Origin of the sequence: Curtobacterium sp. MCLR17_031 (assembly GCF_003234775.2) — a bacterium.
In the GTDB taxonomy this organism is placed as follows: Bacteria; Actinomycetota; Actinomycetes; order Actinomycetales; family Microbacteriaceae; genus Curtobacterium; species Curtobacterium flaccumfaciens.
Map to the genome: position 1 here is coordinate 964747 of NZ_CP126270.1, position 15296 is coordinate 980042.

Annotated in this window: 11 protein-coding genes; 5 read left to right on the forward strand and 6 right to left on the reverse strand. The window is 72.7% G+C overall.

Annotated features, from left to right (window positions below):
• Nucleotides 1-64 precede the first annotated feature (64 nt).
• A complete protein-coding gene (locus tag DEI96_RS04725; protein WP_111022624.1) occupies nucleotides 65-949 on the forward strand; it encodes a YflT domain-containing protein in 885 nt (294 codons plus the stop codon).
• 386 nt (nucleotides 950-1335) lie between these two features.
• On the opposite strand, the gene DEI96_RS04730 is transcribed toward DEI96_RS04725, so the two are convergent.
• Nucleotides 1336-1806, reverse strand: coding sequence for a GNAT family N-acetyltransferase (locus tag DEI96_RS04730; protein ID WP_163343880.1), 471 nt, complete (start codon nucleotides 1804-1806; stop codon nucleotides 1336-1338).
• Between the two features lie 15 nt (nucleotides 1807-1821).
• Nucleotides 1822-3306, reverse strand: a complete 1485-nt coding sequence (locus tag DEI96_RS04735; RefSeq protein ID WP_111022626.1) for an aminopeptidase P family protein — start codon at nucleotides 3304-3306, stop codon at nucleotides 1822-1824.
• Between the two features lie 70 nt (nucleotides 3307-3376).
• On the opposite strand from DEI96_RS04735, the gene DEI96_RS04740 reads away from it, so the two are divergent.
• Nucleotides 3377-4249 carry a PHP domain-containing protein gene (locus DEI96_RS04740; RefSeq protein WP_111022627.1) on the forward strand — a complete coding sequence of 291 codons (873 nt, stop codon included), beginning with the start codon at nucleotides 3377-3379 and terminating at the stop codon, nucleotides 4247-4249.
• 179 nt (nucleotides 4250-4428) lie between these two features.
• Here DEI96_RS04740 and DEI96_RS04745 read toward each other — a convergent pair whose 3' ends face one another.
• Nucleotides 4429-5934, reverse strand: a complete 1506-nt coding sequence (locus tag DEI96_RS04745; RefSeq protein WP_111022628.1) for a DEAD/DEAH box helicase — start codon at nucleotides 5932-5934, stop codon at nucleotides 4429-4431.
• A gap of 191 nt (nucleotides 5935-6125) precedes the next feature.
• Here DEI96_RS04745 and DEI96_RS04750 point away from each other — a divergent pair, with 191 nt between their 5' ends.
• Complete coding sequence (locus DEI96_RS04750; RefSeq protein ID WP_231564082.1) at nucleotides 6126-6839, forward strand: ferritin-like fold-containing protein; 714 nt, start codon at nucleotides 6126-6128, stop codon at nucleotides 6837-6839.
• A 66-nt stretch (nucleotides 6840-6905) separates the two neighbouring features.
• Here DEI96_RS04750 and DEI96_RS04755 read toward each other — a convergent pair whose 3' ends face one another.
• Both DEI96_RS04755 and DEI96_RS04760 read right to left on the reverse strand, forming a co-directional pair.
• The gene (locus DEI96_RS04755) at nucleotides 6906-7202 is read right to left on the reverse strand and encodes a hypothetical protein (RefSeq protein ID WP_111022629.1); all 297 of its coding nucleotides are present in this window, start codon (nucleotides 7200-7202) and stop codon (nucleotides 6906-6908) included.
• A gap of 4 nt (nucleotides 7203-7206) precedes the next feature.
• Nucleotides 7207-7431, reverse strand: a complete 225-nt coding sequence (locus tag DEI96_RS04760; RefSeq protein WP_111022630.1) for a DUF3107 domain-containing protein — start codon at nucleotides 7429-7431, stop codon at nucleotides 7207-7209.
• Nucleotides 7432-7558: 127 nt separating this feature from the next.
• On the opposite strand from DEI96_RS04760, the gene DEI96_RS04765 reads away from it, so the two are divergent.
• Together DEI96_RS04765 and DEI96_RS04770 are read left to right on the forward strand one after the other, a co-directional pair.
• Nucleotides 7559-10714: a UrvD/REP family ATP-dependent DNA helicase gene (locus tag DEI96_RS04765; RefSeq protein WP_181440460.1), complete on the forward strand. Its 3156-nt coding sequence runs from the start codon at nucleotides 7559-7561 to the stop codon at nucleotides 10712-10714.
• Complete coding sequence (locus tag DEI96_RS04770) at nucleotides 10711-14022, forward strand: ATP-dependent DNA helicase (protein ID WP_258372723.1); 3312 nt, start codon at nucleotides 10711-10713, stop codon at nucleotides 14020-14022. The genes DEI96_RS04765 and DEI96_RS04770 overlap by 4 nt, the downstream gene beginning before the upstream one ends.
• Before the next feature lie 172 nt (nucleotides 14023-14194).
• On the opposite strand, the gene DEI96_RS04775 is transcribed toward DEI96_RS04770, so the two are convergent.
• Complete coding sequence (locus DEI96_RS04775; RefSeq protein ID WP_111022632.1) at nucleotides 14195-15193, reverse strand: phosphotransferase; 999 nt, start codon at nucleotides 15191-15193, stop codon at nucleotides 14195-14197.
• Nucleotides 15194-15296 lie beyond the last annotated feature (103 nt).

The following is a 15296-nucleotide window of genomic DNA, read 5'->3' on the forward strand; positions in this document are numbered from 1 at the left end:
GCCGGTCGGCTGCTTCCCTGAGAGTGCACGTGCGATTGCAAGGTGTGCGGTGAATGATGGCTGTGTGAGCAATCAGAGCCCCTTCGCCGGCAGGACCGCCCAGGCGTTCCCGACGCTGCCCAAGGGCGACGTCCTGGGAACGTACGACAGCTACCCCGACGCGCAGCGCGTGGTGGCGAAGCTGGCCGAGGCCGACTTCCCCGTCAACCAGCTCTCGATCGTCGGCAACGACCTGAAGACGGTCGAACGGGTCACCGGCAAGATGACCTACGGTCGTGCCGCCATCGCCGGTGCGCTGTCCGGCCTGTGGCTCGGCATCTTCTTCGGCATCGTGCTCACGCTCTTCTCGCCGAGCGCCGGCGGCCTGATCCTGGCCGCTGCGATCATCGGTGCCGCGTTCGGCATGCTCTACGGCATCGTCTCGTTCGCGATCACGAAGCGGCAGCGCGACTTCACGAGCGTGCACCAGGTGCTCGCCACGAACTACCAGATCGTCGTCAACCCGCAGTTGACCGGGCAGGCGCAGCGGATCCTCGGCGAGCACGGGGCGACCCCGTCCACGCACTGGAACGACGCTCCCCAGCAGCAGCAGCAGCAGGAGCAGTGGCGTCCGGGCCCCGGTGGGGTCCCGCCGCAGCAGCAGCAGTCGCCGTACGGCGGGCACGCCACACCGCACCAGCAGCCGGGAGGCCCGCAGAACCCCGGCACGTCGGCCCCCGGCGCGCAGACGGGTGCGCCTTCGGGCCCGCCGCGCTACGGCACGAACGACGGACCCCGGTACGGGGAGACCCCCGAGACGGCCGCCGCCCCCGCGGCCCCGCCGGTGCCGGAGCGTCGGCCCGAGGAGCCGCCGCGCTACGGCGAGCGGGTCGCCGGTGCCACGCCGCCGGAGCCCTCGTCCTCGCCGGACGCCCAGCGCGACGGTGACGGGAGCAGCGACCGCCGTTAGCCGGTCTCCGGCTGACGCGACCGGGCTTCGTCCTCGGGTCGCGCGAGGTCGGGTCGTGCGAGGTCGGGTCGTGCGAGGTCGCCAGACACGCCGTTCACGTCCGCCGAGGTCGCACGAACTGTCGCCGCCGAGCTGCGTGCGCGGCACTTCGTGCGACCTCGCTGGCTGAGTCCGGACGATCGGGCGGTCCGGGCGGTCGCAACACCCCGCGCGCACGGCCTCGAGCGGTCGGAGATCGTCGTTCGGCACCGGCCCAGACGACGGTTCGTGACCGCTCGGCCTCGGGCAGACGGCACGTCGTGACCGGGCGCGGTGCGGGCTTGCGCGCGGCGCGGGCCTGCGGATGGAACGGCACGGCACGGCACCGCCGGGCAGGTTCGGCGCGGCTAGAGGACCTTCGAGTAGCAGACCGACAGGGGCGCCCCGACGTAGGGCCCGAAGTTCGCGATCCGCCGGAACCCCTCGCGCTGGTAGAACCCGACGGCGCGCTGCTGCTCCGTGCCCGTCTCGAGGACGAGTGCGGGGGACCCGAGGTCGAGCGCCGCTTCTTCCAGCCGGCGCAGCAACGCAGCCGCGGCGCCGGACCCGCGGGATTCCGGCCGGACGTACATCCGCTTGATCTCGGCGATGCCGTCGTCGACGATGCGCAGGCCCCCGCACCCCAGGGGAGTCCCGGACTCGTCCCGTGCGACGAAGAACACCGCGATCGACTCGGCGGTCGGCTTCTCACCCGGTTCGGTGTCGCCGCCGTGCGCCCGGTCGATCTCCAGGCGCTGGGCGGCGCGGAGTCGCTGGGCGTCAGGGGAGTCGAAGTGCTCGACCTCGATCGAGATGGTGTTCGGGGAGGCCTCGGGCATGGTCACCCGATCAGGCTAGCGGCCCGAGCGGGCGATCCACCCCTCCACTTCCGAGGGGGTCCGGGGGATGCCGACCGACAGGTTCTCGGCACCGTCCTCGGTCACCAGGATGTCGTCCTCGATGCGGACACCGATGCCGCGGAACTCCTCCGGCACGGTCAGGTCGTCCTGCTGGAAGTACAGTCCGGGCTCGATCGTGAAGACCATGCCGGCCTGCACGGTGCCGTCGAGGTACATCTCACGACGGGCCTTCGCGCAGTCGTGCACGTCGAGGCCGAGGTGGTGGCTCGTGCCGTGCACCATGTAGCGGCGGTGGAACTGGTTGTCCGGCTCGAGCGACTCGGCGGCGGAGACCGGCAGGAAGCCCCACTCGGCGGTCTTGCGCGCGATGACCTCCATCGCGGTGGCGTGCACCTGGCGGAACGTGATGCCCGGCTTGACGATCGCGAACGCGGCGTCGGCTGCCTCGAGCACGGCTTCGTAGACCATGCGCTGCACGGGCGAGAACGTGCCGCTCACCGGCAGCGTGCGGGTGATGTCGGCGGTGTAGAACGAGTCGACCTCGACCCCGGCGTCGATGAGGATGAGGTCGCCCGGCTGCACGGCGCCGTCGTTGCGGGTCCAGTGCAGGATGCAGGCGTGGTGGCCCGAGGCGGCGATGGTGTCGTAGCCCACGGTGTTGCCGTCGGCGCGGGCCCGGCGGTTGAACGTGCCCTCGACGATGCGCTCACCCCGCGGGTGTGCGAGCACGGCGTCGAAGTCGCCGATGACGTCGTCGAACCCGTGCTTCGTGGCGTCGACGGCCTTGCGGAGCTCACGGACCTCGTACGCGTCCTTGAGCAGTCGCAGCTCGGACAGGTCGCGGGAGAGCAGGTCGTCGGTGGCCGGCGACCCCTCGGTCTCGTCCGCGCCACCGATCGCTGCGCCGATACGGGCGTCGAGCGAACGGGTCAGGTCGTCGTCGGCTTCACGCACGAGCAGCGCCGACGCGTCGAGTGCGTCGGCGACGGCCGTGAACGCCCCGAGGTCGGCCGTGGCCAGCCCGAGGTCGGCGGCGACGGCGTCGAGCGAGGGGCGCGGCCCGACCCAGAACTCCCCGATCTCGGGGTTGGCGTAGAACTCTTCCGAGTCGCGGCCTGCGGTGGCCCGGAAGTACAGCGTGGCGTCGTGCCCGGAGCCGTTCGGCGTCATCACGAGCACGGAGCCGACGACGGTGTCGGTGCCCCAGCCGGTCAGGTGCGCGAAGGTGGAGTGCGGGCGGAACGGGTAGTCGCAGTCGTTCGAGCGGACCTTGGCCTGCCCGGCCGGCACCACGATCGTGCGGCCCGGGTGCAGCTCGGAGATGCGTGCGCGACGCTCGGCCGCGAACGCGGCCTGCTCGCGGGGCTCGGGCTGCGCTTCCGAGCGCTCGGCCCACTGCGACCCGATGAAGTCCTTGAAGGTCGAGGACCCGGGGGTCGTGGATCGGTTGCTCGTCGCGCGGGGAGTCGTGTCGGCCATGCGTCCATCATCGCACCGCCGGGCGACACCCGGCCTGTGCGGCCGCTCACCTGTGGATAGCATTGGCCACGTGCCAGACCCGTTCATCGACCTGCACGCGCACTCCAGTGTCTCCGACGGCACCGAGCGTCCCGCGGAGCTCGTCCGAGCGGCCGCGGCCGCCGGACTCGACGCCGTCGCGCTGACCGACCACGACACGACCGCGGGTTGGGCGGACGCCACGGCCGCGGCGCACGAGCTGCCCCTGACCCTGCTGCCGGGCCTCGAGCTGAGCACCCGGATCGGCTACCGCAGCGTGCACGTGCTCGGCTACCTGGTGGACCCCGAGCACCCCGGACTGGTCGAGGAGACGACCCGGATCCGCGACGGCCGGCTCTCCCGCGCGCACCGCATGGTCGACCGCATCGCCGAGGACCACCCGATCACCTGGGCGGACGTCCTGGCCCAGTCCAGCCCCGGTGCCACGATCGGCCGTCCGCACATCGCCGACGCCCTGGTCGCCCGCGGGCTCGAGTCCGACCGGTCCGCGGCGTTCCGCGGCATCCTGCACCCGGCGTCCGGCTACTACGAACCCCACGAGGCACCGTCGCCCCTGCGCGGCGTCGAACTCATCCGGCAGGCGGGCGGCGTGCCCGTCATCGCGCACCCCGCGGCGTCCTCGCGCGGGATCGTCATCGACGAGGCGATGCTCCGCGACCTCGTCGACGCCGGGCTCGGCGGGCTCGAGGTCGACCACCGCGAGAACCTGGCACACGGCAAGCGCACCCTGCTCGACTGGGCGACGCGCTACGGCCTGTTCGTCACCGGTTCGAGCGACTACCACGGCACCGGCAAGCCGAACCGGCTGGGGGAGCACCGCACCGCACGCGTCTCGTTCGACGCGATCGTGTCCGAGGCGACGGGCAGCGCTCCCGTGGTCGGACCCGGCTCGCGCCTGTCCTGACGCGTCGCGTCGTCCCACCGAAGCGACAGATCTCGGTCGGCGCGGCTTGACCCATCCGCAAAAGCGACAGATCCCCGCTGACAATTCGCGGCGATCTGTCGCTTTCGCGGGGGGCAGTCGGCGGGTGGGGACGACGAAGGGCCCGTCGCGTCAGCGACGGGCCCTTCGGCCTGGAGGCGCTACTCGCCGTCCGACGTGCCCTGCGGTGCCGAGGCGGTCGCCGAGGCATCGCCGGTGCCGGCTCCGCGACGGCGGCGACGACGGCGACGCTTCGCGGCGCCGTCGGTGGTACCACCTTCGGCGGCCGAGCCGTCCTCGGTGCCGGCCACGGCGGTGGGGGCGACCGACTCGGTGGCGGGAGCCTGCGGGGCGGACTGCTCCGAGCCTCCTGACCGGGTGCGGCTGCGCGACCGCGAACGCGACGCGTCACGCGAACCCGAGGCCGGGCGGTCGCTGGCGCGCTTCTCGACGGGGGCGCCGGCAGAAGCGGCGTGCGACGAGGAGCCGGGCAGACGGCCCTTGGTGCCCTTGGGGATGTCGAGTTCCTCGAACAGGTGGGGCGACGACGAGTAGGTCTCGACGGGCTCGGGGATGCCGAACTCGAGGGCCTTGTCGATCAGCGTCCACTTGTGCAGGTCGTCCCAGTCGACGAACGTGACCGCGATGCCGGTCTTGCCCGCACGGCCGGTACGGCCGGCGCGGTGCAGGTACGTGTCCGGGTCGTCCGGGATCGTGTGGTTGATCACGTGCGTGACGTCGTCCACGTCGATGCCGCGGGCGGCGACGTCGGTGGCGATGAGCACGTCACGCTTGCCGGCCTTGAACGCCGCCATCGCGCGCTCGCGCTGCTCCTGGTTGAGGTCACCGTGCACCGCTGCGGCGTTGAACCCGCGGTCCTTCAGCTCCTCGACGAGCTTCGCCGCCGCACGCTTGGTGCGGGTGAAGATCACGGTCTTGCCGCGGCCCTCGGCCTGGAGGATGCGGGCGATGACCTCGTCCTTGTCCAGGGAGTGCGCACGGTAGATGAGGTGCTTGATGTTGGCCTGCATGAGGCCCTCGTCCGGGTCGGTCGCCCGGATGTGCACCGGACGGCTCATGAACCGGCGGGCGAGGGCGACGATCGGCGCGGGCATCGTCGCCGAGAACAGCATCGTGTGCCGCACCTCGGGGACGGCCTGGAAGATGCGCTCGATGTCCGACAGGAAGCCGAGGTCGAGCATGCGGTCGGCCTCGTCGAGCACGACCTCCTGCACGTGGGAGAGGTTGAGCAGACGCTGCCGCTGCAAGTCGATGAGCCGCCCGGGCGTGCCGACGACGATCTGGGCACCGGCCTTGAGCTGCTCCACCTGGCCCTCGTAGGCCTTGCCGCCGTAGATCGAGACGACCGTGGTCGGACGGTTCGAGGCCGCGAGCTCGAGGTCCTCGGTGACCTGGACCGCGAGTTCACGGGTCGGGACGACGACGAGCGCCTTCACGCCGTGCGCCGGGTCGGCACCGAGTCGCTGGATCAGCGGCAGGCCGAAGCCGAGCGTCTTGCCGGTACCCGTCTTGGCCTGGCCGATGATGTCCTGGCCGGTCAGGCCGAGCGGGATGGTCTGTTCCTGGATCGGGAAGGGCTCGATGATGCCCTTGCCGGCCAGCGCATCGACGATGTCCTGGTCGATGTTGAGGTCTGAGAAAGTCAAAGAATCACCTTAGTTCTGGTGGAAGTCCGGGCCAGTCTACCGACGGGCTGGTGGTCCGGGGCACTCCGGCTCCCGACGGGCGCGTGGTCCGGGGCACTCCGGGGTGACGCTGGGCGTCGGGGCGGGCGTCCGGCGGGCGCCGCTGGGCGTCGGGCGGGTGACCGGCGGGTGCCCTCTATGCTGGTCGGGTGGTGTCGTGGTGGAACCGGAAGCGCGCGGCGCAGCTCGCTGCCGCATGGCTCGCGTCGCGGAACCCGCGCGGAGCCGCGCAGGTCAAGCGGCTCGCGCTCGACGACGTCACCCCGGAGCTCGACGTCTACCTGGGGCAGGCCGCGTACCTGCAGCTGTCCGTCTACGAGACGATGGGACGAGCCGGTGCTTCGGCCCCGACGCTCTCCGGCCGCCTGGTCACCGGGGTGCTCGCGACCACGGCGCTCGAGCGGCACCGCACGATCGTGGCCGAGATCGAGCGCACCGGCGGGGACCCGGCAGCGCTGATGGCCCCGCACCGCGAAGCGATCGACCTGTTCCTCGAACGGACGAGCGGCGCCGACTGGTACGAGTCGATGCTGACCGGCTACGTGACGGCCGGCATCCTGAACGACCTGTTCGGCAACCTGCTCCGCTCGCTGCCGATCGACGTGCGGCAGCGGCTGCGGTCGGTGTTCGACGCGCGCGAGGAAGCGGCGGTCGTCGAGGAACTGACGGCCCACATCGAGGACGACCCGCAGATCGGTTCGCGTCTGGCGATGTGGGGACGTCGCCTGGTGGGCGACACCCTGCTCGTCGCCCGGTCGGCGCTGGCGTCGCACGCCCGCGAGGACCAGGAGCGGCTCGAGCCGGTCTGGACCGAGCTCATCGCCGCGCACACCCGACGGATGGACGCGCTCGGGCTGACGGCCTGAGCGGTCAAGCTGCCCGAGGGGCGGGCTGGTCGAGCGTCAGGTGCTTGGGCTTCGGCTGCCTGGGCGTCAGGCGCCGCGCGTCTTGAGCAGCTCGTAGTACTCGGCGTCGCGCTTGTCGCGCTGGGTGCCGAGGAGCCACTCGACGACGAGGGTGATCGCGCCGGACCCCACGAGGGCCACGACCCAGATCCAGGTGCCGTCGTACCGCCACCCGGCCCAGGTCAGCGCTTCCCAGAGCACTGCTGCGGCGATGCCGCCGACCGCTGGGCCGACGAGCACGCCACGGTTCGACCGCCACGGCAGGATCACGTGCGCGACCGCACCGATGATGACGCCGCCGAGGACGGCGAAGAGCAGTTCCACGTCGTCAGGCGACGAAGCCGATGCGCCGTGCCTCTTCCGCGCCCACCTCGACGTACGCCAGGGCCGAGACGGGGACGATGAAGCGACGGCCCTTGTCGTCCTGCAGCGACAGGTGCGTCGACTTGGCGGTGAGCGCCTCGGACACGGCCTTCTCGACCTGGTCCGCGGTCTGGGCGGTCTCGAAGGCGATCTCGCGGGGGCTGTTGATGATGCCGATCTTGATGTCCACGAGCACAGCGTATCCGAGCGCCCCCGTGCGGCATCGGGCGTTCGCCGCGGGCGCACTCGACGGCGTGACGACCGGTGCCCCGCGCGTCCGCAGCGGTGCTGTCGGCGGTCCTGGGTACCGTACGAGCGTGCCGCAGACCACGCTGATGCCCGCTCCCGAGGACACCGGGTTCGCGCGCGCACTGGTCGACGACCCCTCGCAGGCTGCGGTGCTCGCGTTGCCGAACGGCCGTCACGCCGCGGTGATCGGTGCGCCGGGCAGCGGCAAGACGACCACGCTCGCGCGGCTCGTCGCCGACCGGCTCTCCCGTCCCGACGCGATCACCCCCGACGGCCACGCGACGGTGCTCGCCCTGACCTCGGCGCGGACGGCTGCGACGGCGCTGCGCGACCGGCTCGCACGGGCGGTCGACCGGGTCGTGCCGGGTGCCCTCGCACGCACCGTCAACTCGCTCGCGTTCCAGATCGTCACCCACGCGGCGTCCGTGCAGGGCCAGGAACCCCCGACGCTGCTCACCGGTGGGGAGCAGGACCGGATCATCGCCGACCTGCTCGCCGGGCACGAACTCGACGGAGCCGGACCGGCCTGGCCCGACCCGATCACCGCCGTCGTCCGTGAGCGAGCGGGGTTCCGTACCGCCCTGCGCGACGTCATGATGCGTGCGGTGGCCGCCGGCGTCGAGCCCGATGACATGCGGGAACTCGGTGACGAGCTCGGACGGCCCGAGTGGCGGGCCGTCGGAGACTTCGTGGACGACTACCGGGCATCGGTGACCGCGTTCCGACCGACCGGGCTCGACTCCGGCGAACTCGTGGCGTACGCCACCGCCGCGGTGCTGCGGCACGAGCTCCCCGCCGGCATCGCCGCCCTGCGCCTGGTCGTGGTCGACGACACGCAGGAACTGGTGGAGGGTGAGATCGCGCTGCTCGGGGCACTCGCGCGCTCCGGCGTGCAGGTCGTCGCCTTCGGGGATCCGGACATCGCCGCCTCGGCGTTCCGCGGCGCCGAACCGGACGTGCTCGGTCGGCTGGCCGTGCGACTCGGGGTGGACCGCGTCGACGAGCTGTTCCTCGGCGCCGTGCACCGGCACCCCGCCCCGATCCGTGCCCTGGTCACCGGCGTCACGGGTCGAATCGGCACCGCGGCGGCCGGTCGGCAGCGCAGCGCGTCGGCGGGCGACCAGGATGCGCGGTCCGACGCCGTCGTGCACCTCGAAGCCGCCAGCCGGTCCGCGCTCGTCGTGGCGATCGCCCGTCGACTGCGCGAACACCGTCTGCTCGACGGTGTGCCGTGGCACCGGATGGCCGTGGTCACCCGCAGCGGTGCTGCCATCCCCGAACTCGTCCGGGCACTCTCCGTGGCCGAGGTCCCGGCGACCGCCGGGGCCGCGCCCGTCCGCCCGCGCGACGACTCCGCGGCGCGGGCGCTGCTCGACGCGGCCGCGGTGGCGCTCGACGTCCTGCCGTTGGACGCTGCCCTGGCCACCGCGTTCGCCACCGGGCCCCTCGGTGGCCTCGACACCCTGGCCATGCGCCGGCTCCGGCTCGCCCTGCGGCGCGAGGAACTCGCGGGCGACGGCAGCCGCACCGCCGACGAACTGCTGGTCGATGCCCTGGGCGCGCCGGAGCGCCTGGCGACCGTTGACGCCGGGTTCGCACGACGGGCGACCCGGCTGGCCCGGAGCCTGGTGCAGGCGCGTGCCGACGCCCAGGCAGGATCGAGCATCGAGGAGATCCTCTGGGGCCTGTGGGAGCGCAGCGGTCTCGCGAAGTCATGGGGTGCCCAGTCCGCCGCCGGTGGGGTCGGCGCCGGGGAAGCCGACCGCCACCTGGACGCCGTCGTCGGCTTGTTCACCGCCGCCAAGCGCTTCGTCGAGCGCACGCCGGACGCCCCCGCGCGGGTCTTCGTCGACGACCTGCTCGGCGCGGATCTGCCCGAGGACTCGATCGGCCCCGACCGGACCGCCGGCCGGGTGCGGGTGCTGACGCCGTCGGCGACGATCGGACTTGAGTGCGACGTCGTCGTGGTGCTCGGTCTGCAGGACGGCGTCTGGCCCAACACCCGGGTGCGCGGCAGTCTGCTCGACCCGGACGGCCTGGTCCGCGCCGCTGCCGGGGTCGAGCGTTCGCCCATCGACGACCGAGCCGCCGTGGTCGCTGACGAACTGCGGCTGTTCGCCCGGGCCGTTTCTCGGGCCACCACCCAGGTCGTCATCGGCACGGTCGCGAACGACGACGAGTCGCCGTCACCCTTCGTCCGGCTCGTCCCGGTGCCGCCGGACCGCCAACCGACCGTCCACCCACTGTCCCTGCGTGGGCTCGCCGGGTCGCTGCGCCGCCGGGTGGTGGGTTCCGGCGACCACGAGGCGGCTTCCGCCCTGGCCCGCCTGGCCGAGGCCGAGGTCCCCGGGGCGGCTCCGGACGAGTGGTACGGGCTCGCCGAGCCGACCACGGACGACCCCCTGGTCGACCTCGACGCCGAGCCCGTGCCCGAGGTCGAGGGCGGCGAGCCCGTCGCCCCGGCCGTGTCGGTGTCGCCGTCGCGGATCGGCACCTTCGAGGAGTGCCCGGTGCACTGGTTCGCGCAGACCTTCGGCGGCGGTGCCCCGAGCCCGGCGATGGGCATCGGCACGATCGTGCACGAAGCGATGGAGCACGCCACCGAGATCGACGTCGAGTCGCTGTGGGAGCGGGTCGAGGCACGGTGGGACGAGCTCACGTTCGAGTCGCCCTGGGTCGCCGACCGCGAACGTGCCCGGACCCGGCGGATGATCGAGGGGCTGAGCGACTACCTCCGCACCTTCGCCAGCGCCGGCCGCAGGCTGCTCGGCGCCGAGACCTCGTTCGCGCTCGTGACCGGGCCCGCCCGGATCCGGGGGAGCATCGACCGCATCGAGGTCGACCCCGAGGGGCGCGTGAGCGTCGTCGACCTGAAGACCGGTCGTTCGATGCCCAGCGAGAAGAACGACATGCCGGAACACCCACAGCTCGGCGCCTACCAACTCGCGGTCGAGGACGGCGCGGTCGAGGGCGTGCCGGCGGGGTCGCCGATGACCGACGCTCGGCTGGTCTTCGTCCAGAACCCCCGCGGCGGACAGGCGTACTCCGAGCGGACCCAGCACGCGTTCGACGCCGAGGCGCGCGAAGCCTACCGCGAGCGGTTGCACGGGGTGGCGCGGGGCATGGCCGGACGCACGTTCGTGGCGAACGTGGACGACCACTGCGAGAAGGCCCGGACCGGGGTCGAGTGCCGGATCCACGTGGTGGCGGAGGTGACCTGGTGAGTGACACGACCGAGGCGGCGGACACGGCCGACACGGCCGACACGACCGACACGGGTGACGCGACCGGCACGGCTGCCGCTGCGGCTGGCTCGGCTGCCGCTGCACCGCCCGTCATCCGGCACGGCGCCGACGCCATCGCCGACGCCCTCGGCCGCCCTCGTCCCACCGCCCAGCAGCGTGCCGTCATCGAGTCACCGCTCGTGCCGGCGCTGGTCGTCGCCGGTGCCGGCAGCGGGAAGACCGAGACGATGGCCTCGCGCGTCGTCTGGCTGCTGGCCAACGGACTCGTCCGCCCCGACGAGGTCCTCGGCCTGACCTTCACCCGCAAAGCCGCCGGCGAGCTCTCCGTCCGCATCAACGACCGCATCCGTGCGCTCGAGGACGTGGGGTTGATCACCCCCGGTGACGCCTTCGAGGCACCCACCGTCTCGACGTACAACGCCTTCGCCAACGCGGTCTTCCGCGAGAACGCCCTGCTCGTCGGGCGTGACGGCGAGTCCCAGGTGCTGACCGAGCCCTCGGCCTGGCAGCTCGCCCGTCGGGTGGTGGTGGCCGCCCGCGACGACCGGCTCGCCGGGCTCGACCGCGACGTCGACACCCTGACCGCAGCCGTGGTCGCGCTCGCCGGCGCCACCTCGGAACACCTCGTCGAGCCGGAGGACCTGCGCCGGTTCGCGATCGAGTTCTCCGAGCTGCTCGAACTCCCCGGCAACCGCGGCAAGCCGTACAAGGCGATCACCGACGCGGTCGCCGCGATCGGCGCCCTCGAACCCCTGGCCGACCTGGTCGCCGAGTTCCGACGACAGAAGGTCGACCGCGGGTTCGTGGAGTTCTCCGACCAGATCGCCCTCGCGCTCGCCGCGGCAGAGTCGGCGCCGCGGGTCGTGACGGACCTGCGGAGCCGGTACGGGGTGGTGCTCCTCGACGAGTACCAGGACACCTCGGTGGTGCAGACCCGGTTCCTCGCCCGGCTGTTCCGCGGGCACTCGGTGATGGCGGTCGGCGACCCGCACCAGTCGATCTACGGGTTCCGCGGTGCGAGTGCCGCGAACCTCGCCCGGTTCCCGCACGACTTCGGCGGCGACGAACCCGGCGTGGCCGAACCCGTCACCTTCGCGCTGTCGACCAGCTGGCGGAACCCGGTGGACGTGCTCGCGGGGGCGAACGCGATCGTGTCACCGCTGTCCGAAGCGTCCGAGGTCGACGTCGAACGGCTCTCGCCCCGGCCGGGTGCGGACGCCGGCACCGTGCGGGTGGTGTTCCCCGAGACCCTGCCGGAAGAGGCCGACGAGGTCGCGGCGTGGTTCCAGGACCACCGCAGGCAGAACCCGGCGGGCTCGATGGCGCTGCTGCTGCGGGCTCGGAAGGACCTCGCGGCGTTCACGGCGGCGCTCGGCGCCCGTGGGGTGCCGTACCACGTGCTCGGCACGGGCGGACTGCTCCAGCGTCCGGAGATCGTCGACCTGGTGGCGTGCCTGCGCGTCCTGCACGACCCGGCGGCCGGCAACGACCTGATCCGGCTGCTCGCGGGTGCACGGTGGCGGGTCGGGGCGGCGGACATCGTCGCCCTGCACCAGCTCGCCCGGTGGCTGTTCCAACGTGATCACACCCAGCAACGCCTCGACGACGACCTGACCGCGGCCTTCCGGGCCTCGGTGGCCGCCGGGGAGCACGGGTCGATCGTCGACGCGCTCGACTTCGTCGCGACCGCACCCGACGAGCACGGCGCGCTCGAGGGCATCACCCCCGCGGGTCGCAGCCGGATGCGTGCGCTCGGCGGGCAGCTCGCGATGCTCCGCTCACGCGCGGGGAGCGACCTGGTCGACTTCGTGACGCTCGTCGTGCAGGAGATGCGACTCGACATCGAGGTCGCCGCGCACGAACAGGGCAGCGGCGCGTACCTCGACGCCTTCATCGACGAGCTCGCCGGTTTCGTGTCGACCGACGACCGCGCCGACCTCGGTTCGTTCCTCGGGTGGATCGACGCCGCAGCCCGACGGGACGACATGGGCCCGCGGTCCGAGGAGCCTGAGGCCGGCACCGTGCAGATCCTGACGATCCACGGGTCCAAGGGGCTGGAGTGGGACGCCGTCGCGGTGCCCCGGATGGTCGAGGGCGGCCTGCCGGCCCGTCCGCAGGAGGGCTCGTCGGGCTGGCTCGGGTTCGGCCGGCTGCCGTACGAGTTCCGCGGGGACGCCGCCGAGCTGCCGCGACTCGCATGGCGCGGGCAGGAGACCCAGAAGGACGTCACCACGGCGATCGACGCCTTCAAGGAACAGGTGAAGGCCCGCAACGAGGACGAGGAACGCCGGCTGACCTACGTCGCCCTGACCCGCGCCAAGCACGACCTGCTCGTGTCCGGCTCGTTCTGGGCCGGCGGGGTCCGACCCACCGAGCCGAGCCGCTACCTGCGCGACCTGGTGGACGCCGACGTCATCGACGGTGCGGCGATCCCGGAGACGACGGTGCACGACGAGAACCCGATGGGGGAGAGCGGCGCGACCCAGACCTGGCCGCACGTGCCGTTCGGACAGCGCGCACCGCGGGTCCTCGCCGCCGCCGAGCGGGTGCGGAACGCGAACCCCGGCGCTGCGGGGCGCTTCGCTGCCGACATCGACCTGCTGCTCGCTGAACGGCATGCCACCCGGAACGCGAAGCACGCGGTCGCCGTCCCGCACCGTGTCCCGGCGTCGGGCTTCAAGGACTACCTGACCGAACCCGACTCCGTGGCCGAGCGGCTCCGCCGGCCGATGCCGGAGCGACCGTACCGCGCCACCCGGCTCGGCACGCTCTTCCACCAGTGGGTGGAACAGCGGGCGCGGAGCGGCGGCGCGCTCGAGACGCTCGACGTCTGGGACGGCGAGCTCGACCTCGATGCCGACGACCTCGCCGATTCGTCGCCGGACGCCGTGGTCACCGACGACGACGCCCGTCGCCTTGCTGACTTCCAGGCGACGTTCGCCGGCTCACGGTGGGCCGGGCTGACGCCGATCGAGGTCGAGCGCGAGATCCACATCCCGTTCCTCGGCCACAGCGTGGTCTGCAAGCTCGACGCCGTGTACGAGATCGACGGGCGCGCCGAGGTGGTCGACTGGAAGACGGGCAAGGCACCGTCGGGGGCGGACGACCTGGCCCGCCGCACCCTACAGCTCGCGTTGTACCGCGTCGCCTACGCCGAGTTCACCGGGCGGCCGCTCGACCAAGTCGACGCGGTGTTCTACTTCGTCGCCGACGACTTGGAGGTCCGTCCGACCGAGCTGCTCGACCGCGCCGGACTCGAGCGTGCCTGGTCGGAGGCCATCGGCTGACGTCCTGCGGCCGCGCTGCGTTCGTGTCGTGCTCCGCCCTGGAGGCCCGGTGCCGGTCCGCCGGACCCGCGCCGGGCCTCCAGGCGGTCGCGTCCACGACTCCTGCCGCACGTTGGTGAGTAGAAATGGTCGGGTGCGCCGCAGCGACCCGACCATTCCTGCTCACGAAGCGTCAGCCGTGGCGGCGTTCGGTGGAGGACAGCAGCTGCTCCACCTCGCCGATCTCCATCGTCTCCGGTGACACGGACTGCAGCGGTTCCGCACTCGGGGCGTGCACCGCATCGACCAGGCGGTGCATCATCGCGACGGCGTCGTCGACGACCTCGGTGCTCTTCGCCTGGACGCCGTGCAGCAGCCAGTGCGCCGTCTCGAGTTCGTGGTGCACGCGTGCACGCTGTGCGAGCTGTCGGTCACGCCCGCCGCCGTTCGCCTCGTAGGCGCTGAGGACGGTGTCGAAGGCGTCGCGGCGGCCGGCGAGCACCCAGGCGAGGTCCTTCGCCGGGTCACCGAGCCGCAGCTCGCCCCAGTCGAGGATCCCGGTCACCGCGTCGCCGTCCACGAGCAGGGCGCCTGTGCCGAGCGAACCGTGCACGACGGTCGGCGTGAACTGCCAGAGCTGCTGGTCGCGGGCGGCACCCTCCCAGCGTTCGACGAGCGCGGCGGGGACGAGCTTGGTCGCCACGGCGCGGTCCATCACCGAGACGGCGGACCGGAGCACCTCGAACGGCGTGAGCGACGGCAGGCCGGCGTCGGAGACGAAGCTCGTCGGCAGCTGGTGGATCGAGGCGACGGCACGGCCGACGCTGGTGGCGAGGTCGGGGCGTTCGACGAGCGACGCGAGGGTCGGGTGGGCCCCGACCAGCCGCGTCGTGACGATGGCGCGCGTCGACCCGATCGGCGCCTGGCCGCGGTACTCGGCGACGCCGAACGGCAGGCGTGTGCGGATGCCGGCGCTCAGCGCGCGGATGGCGACGAGGTCGGCCGACTGCCGCGCCTCGGCGCGCTGGTTCCGGGGGCGGCGGATGACGATCTCGGCACCGTCGGCGTCGCGGAGGAGCGCCGACTCGTAGTCGCCGGCCGCGGCCGAGCCGAGCGTGCGCGTGCCCGTGACGAGGAGACCTGGAACGGCCGTCGTCGCCAACGCGGCTAGAGTGAACTGGGATCCCGCCATGCCCCTCAGGGTAGGCGCGTGACGCGTGCACGGCTGCACGCCACGCTGTTCGGCGGCCCGCACGCCCACCGCACGTCTCCTGCACGTCCGCACCCGATCCGAG